This is a genomic window from Nitrospirota bacterium (assembly GCA_016212215.1).
In the GTDB taxonomy this organism is placed as follows: domain Bacteria; phylum Nitrospirota; class 9FT-COMBO-42-15; order HDB-SIOI813; family HDB-SIOI813; genus JACRGV01.
On the sequence record JACRGV010000064.1, the window covers coordinates 1 to 23,248 of the forward strand.

Below are 23,248 nucleotides of genomic sequence, written 5' to 3' on the forward strand. Positions count from 1 at the left end.
CATGATATTTTATCTCTCAAGTTCATCGGCTCTCCTTTTGTGTGGTATTTTTTAACAAACATATTCTACCAAAAGGAGAGCAATTTTACACCAAATAAATTCAGAAAAATTCACTTATTTTATTACTTTTGCAAGAGCCTCGATTATATATAAAAAGATGTCATTCCATTCAGAGAATTCGCTGAAGACTATGAATTCCATCATGTCCTCTTTGCCGATGCTGTTTGCCTCTATCCTTTTCTCAACTATTAAGAGATGGTCCTTTATGTTTTTCTGTATATCTATATCTAAATCAATAGCAAGCGGCGGGAAACCACCCCTGCTGTTAATTATTTCAGCGGCCCTGCTGATAATAATATGATGCAGCTCTTCATCCCCGCGCAGGTGCTTTAAGAAGCCTGCAAATTCAATATCATTAGAAAAGTGGATAGCGGCCTTAGCATAGACCCTCTCAGCAATCCCTTCAATCTCTATAAGCCATTTTAAAATTTCTTCCATATTGTTATTGTTCCCGTGGTTAATTGCCGTAGTTAATTGAATGATTAATGTTAACATATCATTAATAGTAAGCACAATTGAAAAAAGAAGTAAGAAGTAAGAATTAAGAAGCAAGAGGGTATGGTTATCTTATCTAACTTCTTGCTTCCGACTTCTTACCTCTGCCCGTACCATCTCCTTGCAGTGATGATACGAATACCTATATAATGTCGTTTAAATGATTGAAGAGACCAAAAATCAGGGGATTCAGAAGAAGATAATTAAAATGATGCTGATTATCGGTATCTTTCCACTTGTTGCAGGACTTTATCTGACATATCTTGATGTAACAAAATCTCTCAGAAACTCAATAGGCATGTCTTTCCAGGATGAGGCAACAGCGACTGCTCGTAAAGTTGAAATGGTTATAGAGAGAGAGGTTGTTGATGCTGAGAGGTTTGCAATATCCCCTTATATCAAGAATGCCATAACCGGGAAAAATCCCAGTGAAAACGAATTGAGTGAATATATCAGAAAATTTAAACAGTTTTCTGAGAAAGAGGTGTACAGCCTGATGGTGGTGGACAGCCGTGCAAATTTTGTTGCCGGTATACGTGATGCACACGATAACAATTACAGGGATGAGAAGTGGTTTAATGTGGCTTATGATAATGGTGCAGGAAGGGTTTATGTCGGTGACCTGAAGCTTGATGAACAGAGCGGGAAATATCTTATGAACATCTCTGCTCCTGTAAATGAGAGAGGTAAAACCATAGGTGTGGTTGTAATCAAGTATACAATGAATGACCTGCTTGAGGTAATCAATAATGTAAGGATCGGCGCTACAGGCCATGCAAACCTGGTTGATTCAACGGGTACTATAATCATGTGTCCCATCTATCCCCTCAGGAGTCATCATCTTAATGCTGAGCTTATTAACATGGTATCAAGAACCAAGCCTGGATGGAATGTGGCGGATGATGATGCACACGGTGGAAAATATTCAATAGTCGGTTTCTCTCCTGTTAATACGACACTATATCCTGAGAAGGGGTGGTTTGACGGTAACAGGTGGTTTGTGTTTGTAAGACAAAGTCCGGGAGAGATGTATGCACCGATTATCTCACTACTCATCCGTGTCTCAATATTCGGCTCAGTGCTTATCATATTTTTATCGCTTACAGGAGTATATGCTGCAAGGAACATTGTTAAACCTATAGATGAATTGTATAAAGGTGTTGAGGAATTCGGGCAGGGCAATCTTGATTACCGTATGAATATACGGACAAACGATGAGATAGAAAAACTTGCAGACGGATTCAATAATATGGCGGATGATCTGAAGAAGACCTATACAGACCTTGAGGTACGAAACAAGGAACTTGAGACGTCTGAGGAGAGATATAAGGACCTTGTTGAATATTCTCCTGAGATGATCCATTCCGTTAATGCGGAGAGGTATTTTATCAATGTAAATAAGACGGAGCTTGATATCCTCGGATATTCTATTGAAGAGATGCGAAATAAAAGGCTTGAGGATATTGTGCCTGATGCGTTTAAAGAACGGGTGAGAAAGCATATTGAAAAGGTTATTAAAGAAGGTATGAGCAGGATTGAGGCCCAGTTTATTACAAAAGGTATCGGTAATATTGATGTGGAACTCTCTGCAACAGCTTTTTACCATCCGGTAACCAAACAGTTTATTAAGACAAGGGCTTTTGTAAGGGATATAACAGACCGGAAGCGTCTTGAGACACATTTGAAAGAATACCACGAGCTTCTTGAGCAGAAGGTGTCTGAAAGGACTATGGAGTTGAAGGAAATGAAGGATTATCTTGAAAATTTGCTCGAGACTGCTAATGACGTAATTTATACTCTGAATCCTGACGGCATCATTACTTATGTGAACAAACAGGTGGAAGACTGGGGGTATAAGAAGGATGACCTTATCGGGGTTTCTTTTATATCAATCCTTACAAGACAGCATCAGGGCAATAAATTTAAACATGCAATTACCGCAGGAATAAAACATACTTATGAAATGGAGATAACTGACAAATTCGGTGAGGTCAAGTATGTTGTGATGAGTATTTCCCCTCTTAGAGGAGAAGAGGGGAGGGTAGTGGGGGTGCTTGGGATTGCAAATGATATAACTGAGAGGAAGAGGCTTGAACAGCAGGTTGCACAGGCAGAGAAGATGTCTGCAATCGGTCAACTGGCCGCAGGTATTGCACATGAAGTGAATAATCCCATCGGCGGGATAATGAACTGCCTTTATAACCTGAGGAGACATAAGCTATCGAAAGAGAGACAGGCAGAGTACCTTAAATCAATGGAGGATGGGATTTACAGGGTTCAGAGGACTGTTGACCAGCTCCTGGATTTTTCACAACAGCATCAGCCTGAGCTTACTGCTGTTGACATAAACACCCTTCTGGACGAGGTGCTTTCTTTGATGAGTTATGCAATTTCCAAGAACGGGATAACTCTAAGGAAGGAACTTGATTCAGGCCTTCCAAGGCTTATGATAGACCATCATAAGATGGGGCAGGTAGTGATGAATATCCTGTTAAATGCAGTGCAGGCCATTAAAGGTACAGGCGGACAATTATCAGTGAGTACTTATGAGGAAGACGGCTGGTGTTGCATTGATATAACTGATAATGGGGCCGGCATACCTCCACATGTTCTCCCCAAAATATTTGACCCGTTTTTTACTACAAAGGATGTGGGCAAAGGTACAGGGCTTGGATTGGCTGTCAGTCTTGGTATAGTTGAGAAACATTCAGGTAAGATAGATGTAAAAAGCACAGAGGGCAAGGGGACTACATTTACTATAAGACTTCCCTTAACTACCCCTACTATGATAGGTGCCCCATTGCCTGTGTCGTTAACTTAAAAGAAAGGGTTCGAGGGTTTAAGTGAACAGATTAACACCCTTGACCACTGGACCCCTTAAACTGTCATGAAATGGGAGGTTCACAAATGAGGATGAAAATCACCCCCCCAACCCCCCCCTTGTTAAGGGGGGGAAAGTTCCTCTGGTTCTCAATGGACAACGGCAATCCCCCCCTTTTTTCAAGGGGGGGCATGGGGGGGTGATTTTCGGATGAACATGAAAGGTGAATTATGCACACTGTACCAAATATCCTGATAATTGATGATGAACCTCTGATGAGGATTTCGATAACCGATGCCTTGAGAGAAGAGGGCTATAACGTTCATAGTGCGGCATCCGGCAGTGAGGGATTGAGGGCTATAAAAGATAATCCTTATGATGTGATTATCACCGACTTACGCCTGCCGGAGATAGACGGCCTGCAAATACTGAAGGCGTGTAAGCAGTACATCCCGAAATCCAAGATCCTGATGATTACGGCACACGGCTCAGTTGAGACTGCGGTTGAGGCTATGAGGCAGGGGGCTTATGACTACATTACAAAGCCATTTTCCATGGATGAGATGATTATCCTTGTTAAACGCCTGATTACCATAAGGGACCTTGAGGATGAAAACATATACCTGAAGCAGAAGATTGAGGAAAAGTATGATTTCAGCGGTATAGTAGGGAAGAGCGAAAGGATGCTTGAGGTTTTTGAGAAGATAAAGGTTGTTGCCCCTACAGACACTACAGTATTGATTACCGGAGAAAGCGGAACAGGTAAGGAGCTTGTGGCAAGTGCCATTCATTATAACAGCCCCCGAAAGGATGAGGCATTTATAAAAATAAGTTGTGCAGCCCTTCCTGAGACCCTTCTTGAGGCAGAGCTGTTCGGTCACGAAAAGGGTGCATTTACAGGAGCTATTAAGCAGAAGAAGGGGAGGTTTGAACTTGCACATAAAGGGACGTTATTTCTTGACGAGATTGGGGAGATAACCCCGACAGTACAGGTTAAGTTACTGAGGGTACTTCAGGAACGGGAGTTTGAGAGGCTGGGCGGAACAGGTACTATAGAAGTGGATGTAAGGATTATCTGCGCTACACAGAGGGACCTTAAAAAAGAGGTGCAGAAGGGGAGCTTCAGGGAGGACCTCTATTACAGGCTTAATGTTGTTCCCCTGTACATGCCGCCCCTTAGGGAAAGGAAGGAAGATATCCTGCTGCTTGCCGACCATTTTTTTAAGATATTTACAGAGCAGATGAAGAAACCTGTCAGGGAGTTATCAGTTGAGGTAAAGGAGTTGTTGCTTAAACATAATTACCCCGGAAATGTCAGGGAGCTTGAGAATGCAATAAAAAGGGCGATTACACTATGCAAGGAAGGAGTAATTCACCCATGGGACCTTCCTGAAGAAATATGCAGATGGTTTGGCGAGGGTATTGATGCATCGTCTCACCTTCAGTCTTCCGAGCCTCTGTCAAATGCCGTATCATTATTTGAAAAGCAGTATATTATGAGAGTCCTTGAAGAGACAAAGGGGAGCAAAACCCTTGCCGCCAAAATCCTCGGCATCTCAAGAAAAACCTTATGGGAGAAGTGCAAAATCTACGGGATGGAAAAAGGGCAGGAGGAATAAGGCGAGAAATAAGAAGCAAGAAGTCAGAAGTAAGAAGTAAGAAGTAAGATATTAGAAGTTATGAAGATAGATATAAGAAATGTTGTAACCGTTCACAGTTATCAGTTTACGGTTAACGGTTTTTCAACGAATTATGTAACGCTTGGAGCATTTTTGAAATTGACTTCAATTCTTGAATGAGTTCTTTCGCATCACTATTAGAAAATACCTTGACCTCTTGTGAAATATATACTTACTTTTATATTTTTCTTAACCGTTAACTGTAAACTGTCAACTGTGAACGGTTACGAAATGTCTACCTACACTCCTGCATCTTAATTTCTTCCGTCTAACTTCTTCCGGCTCGTTTCCTCCGTCTAACCTCTAACTTCTTGCTTCTTGCCTCTTGCCTTCCCTCAAAAGTGTTACCTATCTCAGGCATTATCAAAAATACGTTACGTTATCGTAACATCATCTATCCCCTTATAAATTAAGGATATTTCGGGAATAGGATTTTTTATGAGCCTTTAGTTTGTTACGATTTCGTTACGTGGACAATCTGTTAATAATACATTTCTAGTGGGTTTTATCAATAAATACAAGTAGTTAAGAAATATGGCATTATGTTTGCATATTAATTATAAATACTGCTTAACTATATAGTTAATGGACAAAACTTCAAAGATTATTCTCCAATGCCAACAAACTTTTAGAAAGGAGGGTTTTAAATGGCTAATTTTAGGACTTTTTTAAAGGCAGGGCATCCACCAACACTCTTTGCGTCATTTCTTTATTTTGATTTCTGTTTTGCAATATGGGTGTTAAATGGTGCGATGGCCCCATTCATCAGTGAAAGTTTTCATCTCACGCCTGCCCAGAAGGGGTTTATGATTTCAGTGCCAATCATGGCAGGTGCGCTTATGAGGTTTCCCCTTGGTGTCATATCTCAGTACATAGGCAGAAAGAATGCCGCTCTGTTTGAAATGAGCTGCATTCTTATAGCAATGTTCTACGGGTATTATTTTGTAAGTACATATTCTGATGTTCTCGCTATGGGTATCTTGCTTGGAATCGCCGGTGCAAGTTTTGGTGTGGCATTATCGCTTGGCTCAGGATGGTTCCCGCCTCAATATAAGGGTCTTGCAATGGGGATAGCAGGTGCTGGAAACAGCGGAACAGTTCTTGCTGTCTTGCTCGCCCCGCCGCTTGCAACAAAGTATGGATGGCAGACTGTATATGGCTTTGCCGCAATTACAATGCTGTTTCCGTGGCTGGTTATGTTGATATTTGCCAAAGAGCCGCCTGACAGAGAAACCCACAGCCTTAAAGACCTGGTAAAGTGTCTTTGGGAAAAAGACGGATGGGCATTCAACCTGATTTATATTGTTACCTTCGGAGGATTCATAGGGCTTTCTAACTTCCTTCCTACCTATTTTTATGATCAATTTGGTGTAACAAAGATCCAGGCAGGACAGCTTACCATGCTGGCCGCTGTAATGGGGAGCGGTATCAGAATCCTGGGCGGTTATGTTTCTGACAGGATTGGCGGTATAAACTCTCTTACAGTGGTGTTTTTCGTTATCATAGGCATGATGCTGTTGGGTGCTACTCTGCCTTCATTGGCAACTACAACTATCATGTTTATGTTATGCTTTGCGGCGCTTGGTGCAGGCAATGGTTCATTATTCCAGTTGGTTCCTCTCCGATGGCCCGTCACAACTGCTATTGCGGGCAGTATGATCGGAGAGGTTGGCGCACTTGGTGGAGCAATCATTCCAAATGCTATGGGCTTATCAAAGCAGTATACAGGAACCTTTGCATGGGGGTTTATCGCCTTTGCTATATTCGCAAGTGGAGTTCTTGTTATGATGCGTATTGCACAGCGTGGTTGGACAGGTAAATGGGTTGCTAAGGGCGGAAAGGCTCTGATAACACAGGAATCACATACTTATCATCATTAATTATTATATGAACATGGTTTTCTAAGGGGTTGCCAATGGAATATAAAAATATAGTCTGTCCGGTAGATGGTTCGGAGTTAACACTTAAGGGTGAAGATGCTGCTGCTTATGTGTGTAAGATTTCAGGGGCAAAATTAATACTTGTACATGTTGTAGAAAAATGGTATCGTTCCACGCACATGGCAACAGACTCTAAAGAATGGAATGATATTCATGAGGGCTGGATAAAAGAAGGAGAGGCATTGCTGGAAAAAGAGGCTGCCAGGCTCATGGAATATGGGGTTAAAGAAGTAGAGACAATCCTGAGAGACGGAGAGGCTGCCTACGAGGTTGTGGCAGTAGCTAAGGAAAAAAATGCTGACCTGATTGTTATGGCAACTCATCATTATTCAACAATGGGTAAGCTTTTTATGGGCAGTGTTACAGACAGGGTGACCAAAAGGTCGCCCTGTCCTGTGTTGTGGGTGTTTAATAAGTAGTACTCATCTTGTAATCGCAAAATTTAGAAAAATTAAGGTTTTATTTTGCTCACTACAGCGGGGCTTTTCAAGCCACGCTTTTTGAGATTCTCTGTACTTGTGTGTACAGGGGAAGGCTCAATAATAAACAGTAAACTTATAGAAAGGAGGTGTAAGGATGGTTCGTAGTAAAAAATTATTTAAGATTAAAGCAGCATTTTTTGCAGTAGTCCTCGTATCAGGGCTTTCATTCCTCTCGTCAAAGGTTTTTGCTCAGGCGACAGAGGGTGCGACAGCTCCTGCAACAGAGGAAGCAGCAGTGCCGCCTGCTCCGGTCGGTGACCCGGATACAGGAAGAAAGCTGTATACAGGGGAAATCCGGTTTACAAACGGTGGTCCGCCATGTATTTCATGTCATGATGTAGGTTATGGTGCATTGGGCGGAGGGGCTTTAGGCCCAAATCTAATGCTCCCAAACGAGAAATATGGAGTTGGGCCTGCCCCGTCAAATCCACTTATCGCAGCAGCGTGGATTAACAGTACAGGAACTCCTGTCATGGGGGCAATCTTTTCAAAGAGGAATGTAACAGATGAAGAAGTTGAGAATCTGAAGGCATTCTTCAAGTCATTGCCGGAGACCCCATCAAATAAGGCAGGGATATTTCTGGGTATCGGCTTTTTAGGATTTATAGGAATACTTATCTTCTTTGGCATTGTGTGGAGCAACCGCTATAGAAATCGTTGCGGCGGTGGTACTGCACATCAGGCTATTTGGAGAAATTACGGAGGGAAAGGAGGACAAAGATGACCTGGATTCAGGATATTGTAGATCCCGCAAAACGGGGTTGGGAAGAGTTTTACAGAAACAGATGGCAGTATGATAAGACTGTCAGGAGCACCCATGGGAACAATTGTACAGGAGGTTGCTCATGGATGGTCTATGTTAAAGATGGTGTTATAACATGGGAGTTACAGGCAGTAGACTATGAAAAGCTGGAGCAGGAACTTCCACCTTACGAGCCGAGAGGCTGTCAGAGAGGAATTTCTGCATCATGGTATGTTTACAGTCCTGTAAGAATAAAATATCCATATATGCGCGGTACTCTTGTGGATGCCTGGAGGGAGGCAAAATCAAAACATGCAGATCCGGTAGATGCATGGAAGAGTATTGTGGATAATGCAGAGCTTCATAAAAAGATCAAATGGTCAAGAGGAAAAGGAGGATTCAGGAGGTCAGACTGGGATACGGCAGCAGAGATTATTACATCAGCTCAGATACATACAATTAAAAAGTATGGTCCGGACAGAAATATCAGCTTCTCACCTATCCCTGCAATGTCTCAGATAAGCTATGCAGGAGGTGGAAGGTATCATCAGTTGATCGGTGCAGTAAGTCTGAGTTTCTATGATTATTATACAGACCTTCCAAATGCACATCCTCAGGTATGGGGTGAACAGACAGATGTCGGTGAAAGTGCAGATTGGTATAACAGCGGTTATGTGGTTATAACAGGTGCAACACCAAACAGGACCAGAACAGCAGATGTACACTTTGTTTCAGAACTCAGAGTCGCTGGTGCAAAGGTAGTTGTAATGGCCCCTGATTATTCAGAGGTTGCCAAGTATGCTGACCTTTGGGTTCCAGTAAAGACAGGGTCTGATGGGGCAATTTGGATGGGTATCAACCATGTCATCCTAAAAGAGTTTTATGTGGACAGGCAGGTTCCTTACTTTATTAACTATGTAAAGAACTATACTGACCTTCCGCATCTTATTAAACTCAGGAAGACCAAGAATGGTTTTGAGATGGGCAGGTATCTGAAGGCCATTGACCTTAAGGATTATGCAGATACGGATAATCCTGAGTGGAAGATGGCAATGTGGGATACCAAGACCAATAAGCCTGTAATAGTACATGGCGGTATGGGCTTCAGGTATCCTAAAAAGAAGGAGAGTCACGGTAAATGGAATACCCTGTTAAAAGAGGAAAAGACAGGTACCCAGATTGACCCTGCACTTTCATTCATTGATACCAAAGATGCTGCTATCGAGTGTGCATTCTATGAACTCGATACCGGTGATGTTTACAAGAGGCAGGTTCCTGTTAAATACATCGAGTCTGCTACAGAAGGAAAGATTGCTGTAACTACAGTATTTGATATGATGGTGTCTCACCATGGTGTGGCTCGTCCAGGATTGACCGGTGATTTTGCCAGAAATTATGATGATGATAAGGCATTCTCTCCGGCATGGCAGGAGAAGTACACAGGAATCGGTCGTGAGACGATCATTCAGATCGCGAGGGAGTTTGCATCCAATGCGGAGGTTACCAAAGGCAGGTCTATGGTAATCAGCGGTGCAAGCAGCAACCATTGGTTCCATTCTGACCTTATCTATAGGGCATTCATAAATTCACTTATGCTCTGCGGCAGTGTAGGCAGAAACGGCGGTGGTCAGAATCATTACGTTGGACAGGAGAGGCTGGCTGCATTTGACTCATGGGGTCAGTTTGCTCATTCACTTGACTGGTATAAACCGCCGCGTCTCCAGAATGCACCAAGCTGGTGGTATATCCAGGCACAGTTCTGGAAGTATGACCTGAAGATGGCAGATTATCATGTAATGCCGGATACAAGCGTGCTTGATTATGAGCACTGTGCAGACTGGCAGGTCAGGGCAGTAAGAATGGGGCATCTGCCATTCTATCCGCAGTTTAACAAGAGCTCTATTGCAGTAGCCGATGAGGCTATGAAGGCAGGGGCCAAGACTGATGCTGAGATTATTGACTATACCGTTAAGCAGCTCAAGAAGGGGAGTCTGGAATTCGCAGTTGAAGATCCTGATGCACCTGAGAACTGGCCAAGGGTATGGATGATCTGGCGTGGTAATGCACTTGGTTCCAGTGCAAGAGGTCAGGAGTACTTCTTTAAATTCGTGCTGGGTACACACCACAACATGGATTGTACAGAGGTTGCAAAGCCGTATCTGAAGGAAATGAAATTCAGAGAGAGTCCGCTTGGCAAACTTGACCTTCTTGTTGATCTGAATATGCGTATGAATACAACTCCTACGTATTGCGATATCGTACTTCCTGCAGCACACTGGTATGAGAAGGAAGACATTAACACAACAGATATGCACTCATACTTCCAGCCAATGGGCGCTGCAGTAATGCCGAACTGGGAGGCAAAGAGTGACTGGGATGCATTCCAGTTCCTTGCAAGAAAGTTCGATTCAATAGCAAAGAAACACCTTCCAAAGCCAATGAAGGATGTAGTTACATCCCCACTGGCGCACGACTCACCAGGCGAGATTGCACAGCCGGCACTTAATGGCTATCAGGACTGGAAGAAGGGTGAGTGTGAAGCAATACCTGGCGTGACCATGCCGAATATGAACGTGATTACCAGGGACTTCACCCAGGTTTATGACCGTCACAGGGCGTTAGGTCCTAATATGAAGGGTAAATATGGTTTCCATGGGATTATGGTTGATGGAAAACCATTATATGCTGAGTATATTGCCAAGAAACATATTGACAAGGTTGAGATTGAAGGTGAACAGTATATTGCCATGAACGACGCCAGAGAGGCGGCAAATGTTGAGATGTTCTTCTCAGGGTGTACCAATGGTGAGGTTCTCTTCAGGCAGTGGGCAGAAGAGGAGCATCATACAGGGCTTCATGGTGAACAGTATTTTGAGGCAAAGAAGTCTGTTAAGGCAATATTCGGGGATGAGATCAAAGAAGACCCGGAGCACTGGCATGGTGTTACTGATGAAATTGCAGGCCCGACGAGGGCACAGCGTCTCACCTACGAAGACATTGTAGCCCAGCCGAGAAGGTGTCTTACAAGTCCGCTTTGGACTGGTATCACATTTAGTGGTCGTGCATACAGCGCATACTGTACACTGGTTGAGTACAGGATACCATGGAGAACATTGACCGGCAGACAGCACTTCTATCTTGATCATCCGGTTTATCTGGATTTCGGAGAGGCACTGTGTACTCACAAGTACAAGCTGGATCCGAACAAGATGAATGAATTGGTTAAGAGTGACAAGAGTGGTGCTATTGTGCTCAACTTCATTACTCCGCACGGTAAGTGGCAGATTCATTCAACCCACTATGATAACCTCAGGATGCTTACACTCTCACGTGGAGGCAACTCTATCTGGCTTAATGATAAGGATTGTGAGAGCATAGGTATTCAGGATAATGACTGGGTTGAAGCATACAATGATAATGGTATCTTCTGCGCAAGGGCAGTTGTCAGTGCCAGAATACCTGCAGGTGTTGCCTTCGCATACCATTCTCAGGAGAGAACGGTAAACGTGCCCAAGTCTGAGCAGAGAGAAAAGAGAAGGGGAGGATTCCATAACAGTCTGACCAGACAGAGACTGAAACTTCCAACATTAAGCGTCGGCGGTTACGGACAGTTCTCCTATGGATTTAACGCATGGGGACCAATCCCCATCATCAGGGATACAAACATCCTTGTCAGAAAAATGAGGAATCAGGAGGTGAAGTGGTAATGGACGTTAGAGCTAATTTTTCAATGAGCTTTAACCTTGACAAGTGCATTGGGTGTCACACCTGTAGTGTATCCTGTAAGAACATCTGGACCACTCGTCAAGGCGCGGAGTATATGTGGTGGAACAACGTAGAGACCAAACCAGGCACAGGTTATCCTGTGACCTGGGAGGATCAGGAGAGGTATAGAGGCGGCTGGGAAGTCAACAGCAGCGGGGCGCTTCGTTTGAAGCTATTAAAGGGCCCTGGAAAGATCAGGACTTTGGCAAATATATTCTTTCAGCCGAATCTGCCTACTATTGATGATTATTATGAACCTTTTACCTTTGATTATCAGAACCTATTTAATGCACCGGCAGGCGATGACCAGCCGGTAGCAAGGCCTAAGTCTCTGATAACAGGGGAATTCATGGAGAAGATATCACTTGGTCCAAACTGGGATGATGACATGGGAGGTTCACCTCTTTATGCGACTAACGATCCGAACATGCGGAACCTTTCAGCATCACAGAAAGAGTGCCTGACCAAGTTTCACAAGCTCTTTTACTTCTATGTACCGAGGATTTGTAATCACTGTCTGAACCCGGGTTGTGTTGCATCCTGTCCATCAGGTGCCTTATACAAGAGGGGTGAAGACGGTATCGTTCTCCTTGATCAGGATATATGCCGTGCATGGAGATTCTGTGTAAGCGCATGTCCTTATAAAAAGCCCTATTACAACTGGGCAAATGGAAAGTCAGAAAAGTGTATATTCTGCTATCCAAGAGTTGAGACAGCACAGGCAAATGCCTGCGCACACTCATGTGTAGGAAGAATCAGGACAGTCGGTATACTCCTTTATGATGCAGAGAGGATTGAGGCAACTGCAAAACTTCCGGATGACAGGATTGTGGAAGGGATGAGGGATATTATCCTTGACCCCAAGGATCCAAAGGTCATTGAAGCAGCACGGAATGCAGGGATGGAAGATAATTGGATTAAGGCAGCTCAGAATTCTCCGGCATATAATCTCTTTAAGAAATGGAGAATCTCTCTTCCTAATCATCCGGAGTTCAGGACACTTCCAATGAACTTCTATATTCCACCTCTATCTCCGATTCTCCATCAGGCAAAGGCAGACAGGGGAGGTACGTTCGACCCTGAGGCTGATGATTTCTTCAATGAGATTGACAAGATGAGGATACCATTAAAGTACCTTGCAAATCTGTTTGCAGCAGGCAATGAGGCCCTTGTCTTGGAATCATTGAGGAAACAGATGGCAGTAAGGATGTACTGGAGACAGAAGAGGTTTGGTGATGTCGGTGAAGGTGCAGTTAGGTCAGCAATGTCCCAGTGCGGATTAAGTGTTCAGGATGCTGAAGATATCTACAGGATTAACTCTATTGCAACTTATGAAGAGAGGTTTGTTATACCTGTAACGCATCGTGAATCAAAGACTATCTCTGATCCGAGAAATATGTACGAGAAGAGAGGTACTGTCGGTTTCGGAACCAAGAAAAGAGAATTTGTTGGAAGGGAGTGGTAAATAATGGAGACACTCGTGGGTAAAGACATTTATACTCAGCTCGCAAGCATGTTTGATTATCCTGGTGATATGGGTAAAATTGTCAGCAAGGTTGACGAATTGATAAATAATTTCAGCAGCATGGAAAAACTGCCGCCTGATGTGGTGAATTCTGTAAAAGAATTTAAGAAGGCGATTGTGAAATTACCTATAGATGAACTGCAGGTAATATACTCTTATACCTTCGAGATGTCTTCTGATTTTACACTCGATATGGGTTCTCATATTTATGATGGTTTTAAAAGGTCGGATAATCTTGTCAACATAAAGACCATGTACAGGAGGTTTGAATTTCCTTTTGAGACATTGGGCAAGGGGGAGCTTCCGGACCACCTCCCCCTTGTACTCAGGTTTTTGGGTTTTGTGAAAGAAGAAGGGGTAAAAAGGGATTTTGAGAAGGATTTTCTTATAAAATGCCTTGAAAAAGTCTATAAAAATTTCGCAAAGAGACAGGATAACCCTTACCATCATGTTATCAACGCTGTTTATAAGATTATAGACAGGGATGTAAAGGAGGAGGCAAATAAATGATTAACAATATATTATTCGGTGCGTTTCCTTATGTATTCATTACGATATGCATCGTCGGACTGATATTCAGATACAGGACTAACAGATACTCATGGTCGAGTCAGTCATCAGAATTTTTGGAAAACTCAGTCCTGTTCTATGGGTCGTTCCCATGGCATTATGGAATTATAACGATTCTTCTTGTTCATATTTTCGGGCTATTCTTTCCAAGAGGGATTCTTGCATGGAATGCCGTACCAGTAAGGCTTTACTTACTTGAGCTTTCCGGCCTTGCATTAGGATTGCTTGCATTCTTCGGACTTCTCGTATTTACCTACAGGAGGCTTACTGACAACAGGGTAAAGGCAGTAACAACAGGATGGGATGTTATTACACTTATTGTTCTGTTAATACAGGTTGCAACAGGACTCCTGAATGCTATCCTGTACAGATGGGGTTCAAATTGGTATGCAGGAACAGCAGTGCCGTGGATGTGGTCAATCTTCACATTCCAGCCTGATGCCGGCTATGTAGCTGGACTACGTTTGATTACAAAAGTGCATATCTTTAATGCAATGATATTCATTGGATTAATGCCGTTTACAAGGCTTGCACATTTTGTGGTTATCAGGCCTTATGCATATCTATGGAGACCATATCAGCAGGTTAGATGGTATAACAGAAACCCAAAGACAGAGAACATTGTACAGTATAAGTAAATTTAGTTGAAAGTTAGTATTTCATAGATGTATACAAAGAAGCGGGGGGTGTGGGATTAGGTTCCGCCCCCGCTTTTTTTAAACAGTGTCCGTTACTAAGCATGAGCTTAGGAACGAATAAAAGAATAAAATTTGTTGCTAAACTGAGGCTTATTAATGAAGAGGAGAAGGGAAGAAAAGGGGGTGATAAAAACTAAGAAACACATATTATAAATTGTTTAAAAAATTAATTAAAGATACCTGAGGTTCTTGCATAAGTTTGTGTCATCCCCGAAATCTTTTATCGGGGATATGATTTTCGGTCATAAAGCAATAGATTCCCGCTTAAAACATGCGGGAATGACATCGTTTTGGTGCTTTTGTAAGAGCTCACCAGATTGAAGCATTTGATGGAATCGCTTTAAAATACATGGGTGATAAATATACGCTGATCAAAATACAGATGTTCAATTTGAAGTTAATTATTGTAAGGAGTAAAAATTATGTCATGGTTAAAAAAATGGGAACCTGAAGACCCACAGTTTTGGAAATCTGAAGGGAGTGGACGTGCATGGGGAACTCTTGCTGTTACTACATTCGGCTTAATGGCTTCATTTGCTACATGGTTTGTGATGAGTGCAGTTGTTGTCCGCCTACCTAATATAGGATTTAAATTTGATACTATGCAGCTCTTCTGGCTTGCGGCCATGCCGGGCCTTTCCGCAGGTATGATGAGAACGGTGCATGCATTTCTAATCCCGATTCTCGGCACAAGGACTACTGTAACAATAGCAAATTTTATTAAACTCATCCCAATGGTTTGGCTTGCTTACGCGGTTCAAAATCTTGAAACTCCATATATTCATTTTCTAATTATATCGTTTCTATGCGGCTTTGGCGGCGGGGACTTTTCATCATATATGCCATCTACCAGCCTGTTTTTCCCAAAGAGACTGCAGGGTACTGCCATGGGGCTACAAGCTGGAATCGGTAACTTCGGTGTGAGCCTGGTACAGTTCGTAACGCCATGGATAGTTACCTTTGGGATCATTGGTGCAGTCGGCGGACCGCAGCTATTTACCAAAGCAACTCCGGTTTTTGACGTAAAGATTGCGAAAGATGCCGGAGTCATCAAGGATGTCGTTGTTAAAAATGAGGCGCTTGCTAAATTCATAACGGTTGTAAAAAATCCTTCAGGCGGTGTCCAGGACGTAGTAATTACAGAGAGCGATTTAACAAAGGGTATGAAGGTTGAGATTAAGAAAAATGAGGCCGGAGTTATTACAGACTTAACGGTCAAGAAAATCATTAAGAAGGATATGTGGGTGCAGAATGCGGCATTATGGTATGTGCCGTGGTTGATCATTGCAGGTATTATCAGCTTTATTTATTTAAAGAGCATACCTATGAGAAAGGTATCTGTCGGTACGCTGGTAAAAAACATGACAGACAATAAACATGCATATTTCTGTGTATGGATATATGTAATGACATTCGGTTCGTTCGCGGGATTTTCAGCAGCATTTCCTCTTATGATAAAAACTATTTATGGTGCCATACATGGAATGGACCCTGCCCTCGCCCCTGACCCTCTGAAGTATGCCTTTTTAGGTCCGCTTATTGGATCTACTATCCGCTTCGCCGGTGGTCCATTATCCGACAAGTTTGGAGGGGCAATATTTACTATGGTATCAGGTGTAGGGTTGATATTAGGATGCCTTGCCCTGATTTTTGGCGGCTATCTTACACCAACAGATTTGAATATGTTTCCTGCCTTTGTCTGGATAATGCTCTGGATATTCCTTATGGCAGGCATCGGAAATTTCTCCACTTTCAGACAGTTCCCTATTGCGTATGCATTTAATCCGAGAATGGGTTCGGCGATACTTGGATGGACAGGGGCTTGGGCTGCTTATGGACCGTTCATATTCTCTTCACTGATCGGTGCTTCTATAGCTGCTTATGGCTCAGCAAAGGCATTTTTCTGGGGTGCGTTGATATTCTACGTTATAGGTAGTTTACTCAACTGGGTATATTACACTAAGCCAGGCGCAGAGAGAGGTGACTGGGGCGTTGGAAAGACCTGGTGGCACAAGTTATCCGAGTCTGAGAGAGAGAGGTATATAGCCGAGAATCCATAAGCATCAGAAGGCTGTTTAAGATGTAGATAAAGGATGTTTGTTGTTGTTTTAATAAGGGGACAGAGATAGTTTCTGTTCCCTTATTTTTTGCCTTGACAAACAGGTTTGAGTAGCTTTATCATACGTATATCAATTTGATAACACACCTTTGCGATAGCTATCTGATTATAATAACTGTTAACAATTAACAAGAGGAGGTGGGTTATGGGAAACATTCATGAGTTTGATCCTTTTCATGTAGAGGATATGGGAAAGGAGGAGTATGCAGCAAAGCAGGATTATGTAACAGGCAAGTGTTTATGTACAACGTGCCCTACTTATGTAAAGAGTGATGACCCGATAGGTTTTTGTTTTCCTATGGTAGGTACAAGTAAGACTATCAAGTGGGAGAAAGATTGTCTCTGTGAGACATGTCCGGTCTACGCTGAGTATGACCTGACTCACACTTTCTATTGCACGCGTTGTTCACAGGTATGTCAGGCGTATAAGGCAGAGATAGGTTCCGGACACGAATAAAAAAAATATTAATTAATAATTTAAAATTAGGAATGGGAGGAATAAAGTTTTGGAATATACAACAATTGAAGAGGCACAGAATGTCATATTAAAGTGGCTAAAGGAAAACCATCACAATATGGATGAGGTAAAGGATAACAACTCAAATTTTCACTATGAACTTGATTATCCGCTCGGTACACAGAAGAAACAGCGTGTAATCCAACCTAAGGATTACCCGTCATTAGTATTGTTGTTGAATGGTGTATCAATTGCACCTGAGCACATGGAAAAAATAAAGGCGATGTCAGAAGAAGAACGGGATAGCTTGTATAATGAGATAAGGAAGGACCTGATATTCTCAGATTGCAGTTATGACATGAACCTGGATGAGTCCGGTATAGTAAGGCAGGTACAGTTTTCTTATGAATTCTATTTTGACAGCCTTACAAAGACGCAGTTGTACAGAGGCCTTCTCCTTAATTACAGGACACTCTTATATTTCGTGACAAAATTTAATGACAAATTCGGTATCCCTGTAATTGATAATGCAGAACTGCTTCCTGAAGGGGATGAGCACGCAAGGTAGTAAAGGCAGTGATTAGTGGATAGTGATTAGTTAGAAGTGAACAGAAGTAAGGAACAAAGCAAATAATTTCCCCCTCACCCGGACCCTCCTCCCGCCAGGGGAGAGGGTACATAGAGTATTCCCCCTCCCTTGACGGGAGGGGGGTAGGGGGAGGGTGAGCGATGGAAAATTTCGCAAGAAGCATCATAACAGGAGGGGACAAAAACCATGGCAGAGCGGTTTCTTGAGGTAAAATATAAATGTTTACATCAGTCTTGCCAGATTAAGAAGTGCAAACAGGGTGTCCTGCATATAGATGAATCTCTGTTTAATCAGCTCTCGGAATCTTTTGAGGATAAAAATCTTTTCAAAAGTCCGCGCGGCTATTGCCGTCTTGGCTTTACACAGACACTGCAAGTTGTAGATGTAAAAGACGCAGGCATAGAGGATGAACCGCAGATAGAACTATCAGCAGAGGAAAAAGAGTTGAAGCGGCTTACTGACCCAATGGAGATACTGAAAGAAGAACACAATGTTGTATTGAAAAAACTTGAACTCATCGAGAACATGATTAAGCGGAGAGATTTAGACGGCTTATGGGTTACTGTATCAGAAGTTGAGGATGATATCGCCCTCCACTCTTTAGAGAAGGAAGAGGGAATTTTATTCCCAATGCTTGAAAAGGCGTCATCCCTCACATCCGGTGAAATCTCTATAATGAAGGAAGACCATAGGGAGCTTGAGGCCCTTCTCCATTCTATTAAAGATGGACTAAGAGAAGGGGATATCCTTGATGGAGTTTTTGGTTCTGCCCTGGCAAATTTACGGAATCACATACGTAAAGAGGATGAGGAGTTTTTTGAGGTGATAGATCAGTGTCTTGATGCAGAAGGTAAGAAGCGTCTCCTTGAAGAGATGGCAAAGATAGAGAAAAATCACAAAAAGATCGAGCATGGGGAGAGATGTGCACTTGTACACAGCCACGGAGAGCCTGATGCAAGACGTGAGCAATATAATGAGGCAGTTGCAGCAGCTAAATTAGCCGGAGCTAAAGATGATAGCTGTTGTTAATAAAAAAAGGATTCAAGGGGTCGAGGGTTCAAGGATTCAAGTGGTCAAGTGAAATGAAGGGGAAATTACTATTTATTCTTGTTGGTATAATAGTCTTTTTATCTGTTATCAATTCTGATGCTGCAACTATTAATGTACCTGATAATTTTAAGACCATCCATGATGCAGTAGAGAACTCCCAGTCCGGTGATACCATAATAGTCAGGAATGGGAATTACCATGAAAATATAGTTATCTCTAAGCCCCTTACTTTACAATCAGAAAAAGGCGCTGATGTAACAGTCCTCAAACCGTCAAATACATCAGAACCGGTCATTAAGGTGATGGATACCAATAATGTATCCATTATAGGTTTTACTGCCACTGGATCTGCTATATCAGGAATATATCTATACAAAACGACTAACTCAAAACTCCTCGAAAATAAGAGTATAGAGAATAGAAATGGTATATTCCTTTATTCCTCTGATAATAACTCTTTAACAGGTAATGAAACCAAATCAAATGACCAGACAGGGATATATCTTGAGGCTTCAAATGGAAATGTTGTTGAAAGGAATGAGGCTGATTCCAACAGAGAAAAGGGGATATTCCTTATTTCTGCCAACTCTAATAAAGTGACGGACAACAGTGCAAGCCTGAATGAATGGAATGGAATTACCCTTTGGTCTGCTAATAATAATACGATTAAGGGCAACAAGGTTTACAGAAATACTTATGGAATCATTATGAGCAATTCCACCGGTAATGATGTATCTGAAAACCCTACATGGACTAACTTCTATATTATCCTGCCTATTCTGCTGATATACCTCGGTGTATTACTGTATTGGGTGGAGAGGAGAATATTTTTAATTTTCTACCGTGAAGAGCATGTTTGAAACAAATATGATCATTGCCTCTGCCGGCCTTGTCCTTGCAACAATGAGCTTCATCTCAGGATTGCAGGTTGTAAAAAGGGATAAGCTGCTTGGTGCAATGTCGGCAACAATGCACAGGGTGAACGGCTATCTGTCATGTATTGCTTATGTAATACTGGCAACCATGTCCCTAAGCTCTATAGGCGGCTTAAAAATGTGGCCAGTCATCGGCTGGATATTTGGATTCGTATTAATAGGCGGAAAGATATTGTGTGTAAGAAATGTGAAGTTTTACAAATACGGCAGCAGACTAGGGCTTTTTCTATTTATTGCATGGCTGGTGATAATGTATAAACATATCGTTACATAGCTTCAGTTTTCTCTTCTTTCTTACTTCTTACTTCTTGCATCTTGCTTCTAACTTCTGCTCACAGCTTACAGCTTACTGCTTACAGCTCACTGAAGCCTTATCCCCGTATCCACCTCCCTATGGTTCTTTCCATACTTTATCTTTATCTGTCCTGAATCATTGAGTGTGAATGTTACATGAACCTCTTCATCTATAGTTTCATCAAGCTGCAGTGTGATAATCTTCAGTTCTTTTAAGGCCATATCCTCTTCAGGTTTCATCACCTGTTTTATAAATTCAACGCCCCCCTGTTTTTCCCATCTCCTTGTTATGTTTTTTTCAGGGATTTCAAATAACTCAAGGAACATCTCATTCTGTTCGCCTACTGTCCGGGCCGGATTTATCCTGAATGTTTTTTCAAATGGATATGCCTCCCCTTTTTCAAATATAATCTCATAAGCGGGCGGTACTTGTTTGTCCTCTGTCTGATATTTGATGGCATAAGCCAGGCCTAAATGTTTGTCACTAATATTCCTTGATGCAAACATAGCCGCCCCCATTGCAACTGCTGAAAATGGGCTGTGGTTATAGATTGAGTTATTCTCCTCAAGCCTTGGAAATAGAGAGGATACCTTCTCTTTAAAAGATGGTATCTGGGATGAACCGCCGGTAAGCAGTATTGCCTCTATCTTATCTTTCTTAATACCAACCTTCTCCGCCTTCCACAGGATATACGATATTGACTGATCTACGCCTTTATAAAAGTCGTGATTGTTCAGTACCTCTTCAAAGACCTTTCTGTTAATCTTACATATATCAGTACCGTTCCAGGTAAACACTGCTTCGTTTTTGTCGGATAGCGATATCTTAATGTCTTCTGCCTTTTTTATTAATTCAGGGGAAGGTTTATCTCCGCCATGTCCTAGCTTTTCACCGAGGTATCCTGCAAGCCATATATCAATATCATGACCGCCGAGCATCTTGGATCTGTCCGGTTTAGCAATAACATGGACATTATTTATGTTAAGCCGCAGTATCATGGTATCGAGGGTACTCCCGCCAAAATCTATAATCAATACTATCTTATCTTTCTGGTCCGCCATCTGATAACCGATGGCCGCTGCAAGGGGCTCTTCAAGTATCTCAATCTCTGTCCCCTTCATTATCCTGCCCAGTATCTCTCTTACTGACCGTTTATATCCAGGGAATCCGATTGGCACGGTTGTGTAAAGTTTGTCTGATATTCCGCCTGAGAACCCTGATAGCATTGTCATCCATTTTGATGTAGTGTATACCTCATCACGGAGATGCTGATGCAGTATTGTAAGAAACTTCTCCATGTATTTTTTGGATTCCTTCTGATTTTCCAGAAGCATCTTCTTAAAGTTTATTATTACATCATTATCCGAGGTATTAACTGCCGCAGCGCCTATTATATCTGATTTGGGGCTTAGTATTGATGGGACAATAGAGACACCGTTAAGCTGTCTTGAGATTGATTTCAGAGTGACGTACTCCGGCTGGACACCTTTTTTCTTCCTCATAATAACCGTATTGGTAGCCCCAATGTCTATTGATATGCAGGACTTTTCTTCAACCTTAACGGACATATTTTCAATTGCCTGCTCTCTGCGGGAGGTGAAGTGCTCATGACTGAAGACAGGTTTGAGAATCTCTTTCCCATGAAAACGTTTTTTTAGTTCTTCAAGCCGGTCAACGATTGTACTGACTGCATCTCTTAAATCTTTGGGTTGAATCCATATATGGGTATATGGTTTAAGGATGTCTATAAGACGTATATCATTTAACATCGGCCCGATTATTTCAAGCTCCTTTGCAAGCATTTCCCCGTACTTTAGTTTTGTATTCTTTGACTTTGTCGAGTCCTTGATAACCCCTTTATCCTCAGCAACAAGTATGAAGTCAATTATCTCCATCGGCGAGAGTTCTTTTATCATCTTTGATATTGAATAGAATTCAAGTATATTTTTCAGGGCATACTGTATCTGTGGGAAAAAGTCAGGATTTTTAGCAAAGTCTTTCAGCATCTCTATAAGGGCGTGGATCTTTGCCAGCGGGGAAACAATCTCAGCAGATGCCTTGAATGCCTCCTTCACGGTCTCTTTATATAATGGATATAATTCGTGTGTTGAACGAACCTCATCTGCGATATAGCAAAGTGCATATTTCCTGTAATAAGGTTCATCAATAGTAGTAGCCGCAGCAATGGCGAGTTTTATAGCATCTTTATATAAGGTAAGGAACTCTCCTGTCTTAGGTATCTCCTTTGCTATTCCAAGCAGTGTGTATTGCCTGTAGAAGGCATAATCACAGCTCTTGGGGAGAGTCCTTGCTATTTCATCCAGTAGTTTCCTGTCATAATAAGTTGCCTGGGATACCTGATTTATTGTAGTTGAAAGATTAAGTGCATGTTTAAATGCATTAAGGCGCAGGGGATTAAGCTCGTGTGTTTTCGGGAGGTCAGTTGCAATAGTGAGAAGTGCGTGTATCCGGTGCTGTGAATCCTTTATCTCATTTGCTGCCTTTATTGCGTTTGATATTGCCTGAACATAGAGCGGGTGCAGGGATTGTTTTTCCTGGATTTCATCCGCTATCTTCAGCAGTGAGTCCTTCCTTGTCTTTGGGTCTTCGATATTATTTGATGCAAGTACCGCATCTTTCATCACAGCGGCATAAAGGGAAGAGAACTCAGGATCACGCGGTATTTCCCCTGCTATCACAAGGAGCAGTGCCTTCCTGTCAGAAGGGGATTTTACACTGTTTGCAAGGCTGACACATAACTGGTATGCGGACATAGACTCATAAGTCTTGGGTATCTCCTTTATACAATTGATACAGCGTACAAGGATCCTCTTTTTGTCATGAATATCAGTAATATTTTTTACAGCATTAAAAGTATCTCTAATGCACGATATTTCTTCATGAGGTGTGGTTTCTGTTGTACTCATTTAAAAATCTCCATAGCTCACCCCCACCCTGACCCTCCCCCCTCAAGGGGGAGGGAATAATCTTAGTTCCCTCTTCTCTCAAGGGAAGGGGAATTAACA

At 42.3% G+C, this 23,248-nt stretch carries 17 protein-coding genes; 15 read left to right on the top strand and 2 right to left on the bottom strand.

The window, feature by feature from the left end:
- Positions 1-114 precede the first annotated feature (114 nt).
- Entirely contained in the window at positions 115-555 is a 441-nt protein-coding gene (locus HZA08_05720) for a hypothetical protein (protein MBI5192924.1), read from the bottom strand.
- Positions 556-715: 160 nt separating this feature from the next.
- Here HZA08_05720 and HZA08_05725 point away from each other — a divergent pair, with 160 nt between their 5' ends.
- From HZA08_05725 to HZA08_05795, 15 genes are all read left to right on the top strand, one after another.
- Positions 716-3,376: a PAS domain S-box protein gene (locus HZA08_05725; GenBank protein MBI5192925.1), complete on the top strand. Its 2,661-nt coding sequence runs from the start codon at positions 716-718 to the stop codon at positions 3,374-3,376.
- Positions 3,377-3,606: 230 nt separating this feature from the next.
- A complete protein-coding gene (locus tag HZA08_05730) occupies positions 3,607-4,995 on the top strand; it encodes a sigma-54-dependent Fis family transcriptional regulator (protein MBI5192926.1) in 1,389 nt (462 codons plus the stop codon).
- 707 nt (positions 4,996-5,702) lie between these two features.
- The gene (locus HZA08_05735) at positions 5,703-6,935 is read left to right on the top strand and encodes a NarK/NasA family nitrate transporter (protein MBI5192927.1); all 1,233 of its coding nucleotides are present in this window, start codon (positions 5,703-5,705) and stop codon (positions 6,933-6,935) included.
- A 35-nt stretch (positions 6,936-6,970) separates the two neighbouring features.
- Positions 6,971-7,414, top strand: coding sequence for a universal stress protein (locus HZA08_05740; GenBank protein MBI5192928.1), 444 nt, complete (start codon positions 6,971-6,973; stop codon positions 7,412-7,414).
- A 157-nt stretch (positions 7,415-7,571) separates the two neighbouring features.
- Positions 7,572-8,201, top strand: coding sequence for a hypothetical protein (locus HZA08_05745; GenBank protein MBI5192929.1), 630 nt, complete (start codon positions 7,572-7,574; stop codon positions 8,199-8,201).
- A complete protein-coding gene (locus HZA08_05750; protein MBI5192930.1) occupies positions 8,198-11,926 on the top strand; it encodes a nitrate reductase subunit alpha in 3,729 nt (1,242 codons plus the stop codon). Before HZA08_05745 ends, HZA08_05750 begins: the two co-directional genes overlap by 4 nt.
- Entirely contained in the window at positions 11,926-13,449 is a 1,524-nt protein-coding gene (narH, locus tag HZA08_05755) for a nitrate reductase subunit beta (GenBank protein ID MBI5192931.1), read from the top strand. The genes HZA08_05750 and narH overlap by 1 nt, the downstream gene beginning before the upstream one ends.
- A gap of 3 nt (positions 13,450-13,452) precedes the next feature.
- Positions 13,453-14,019 carry a hypothetical protein gene (locus HZA08_05760; protein ID MBI5192932.1) on the top strand — a complete coding sequence of 189 codons (567 nt, stop codon included), beginning with the start codon at positions 13,453-13,455 and terminating at the stop codon, positions 14,017-14,019.
- The gene (gene narI, locus HZA08_05765; protein ID MBI5192933.1) at positions 14,016-14,717 is read left to right on the top strand and encodes a respiratory nitrate reductase subunit gamma; all 702 of its coding nucleotides are present in this window, start codon (positions 14,016-14,018) and stop codon (positions 14,715-14,717) included. The genes HZA08_05760 and narI overlap by 4 nt, the downstream gene beginning before the upstream one ends.
- 482 nt (positions 14,718-15,199) lie before the next feature.
- Positions 15,200-16,837: a NarK/NasA family nitrate transporter gene (locus tag HZA08_05770; GenBank protein ID MBI5192934.1), complete on the top strand. Its 1,638-nt coding sequence runs from the start codon at positions 15,200-15,202 to the stop codon at positions 16,835-16,837.
- A 246-nt stretch (positions 16,838-17,083) separates the two neighbouring features.
- Complete coding sequence (locus HZA08_05775) at positions 17,084-17,353, top strand: DUF2769 domain-containing protein (protein MBI5192935.1); 270 nt, start codon at positions 17,084-17,086, stop codon at positions 17,351-17,353.
- Positions 17,354-17,402: 49 nt separating this feature from the next.
- Positions 17,403-17,921: a DUF2299 family protein gene (locus tag HZA08_05780; protein ID MBI5192936.1), complete on the top strand. Its 519-nt coding sequence runs from the start codon at positions 17,403-17,405 to the stop codon at positions 17,919-17,921.
- Positions 17,922-18,128: 207 nt separating this feature from the next.
- Complete coding sequence (locus HZA08_05785; protein MBI5192937.1) at positions 18,129-18,971, top strand: hemerythrin domain-containing protein; 843 nt, start codon at positions 18,129-18,131, stop codon at positions 18,969-18,971.
- Positions 18,965-19,852, top strand: coding sequence for a right-handed parallel beta-helix repeat-containing protein (locus HZA08_05790; protein ID MBI5192938.1), 888 nt, complete (start codon positions 18,965-18,967; stop codon positions 19,850-19,852). Before HZA08_05785 ends, HZA08_05790 begins: the two co-directional genes overlap by 7 nt.
- Entirely contained in the window at positions 19,845-20,201 is a 357-nt protein-coding gene (locus tag HZA08_05795) for a hypothetical protein (GenBank protein ID MBI5192939.1), read from the top strand. The genes HZA08_05790 and HZA08_05795 overlap by 8 nt, the downstream gene beginning before the upstream one ends.
- An 86-nt stretch (positions 20,202-20,287) precedes the next feature.
- Here HZA08_05795 and HZA08_05800 read toward each other — a convergent pair whose 3' ends face one another.
- Positions 20,288-23,149, bottom strand: coding sequence for an Hsp70 family protein (locus tag HZA08_05800; GenBank protein ID MBI5192940.1), 2,862 nt, complete (start codon positions 23,147-23,149; stop codon positions 20,288-20,290).
- Between the last annotated feature and the right edge of the window lie 99 nt (positions 23,150-23,248).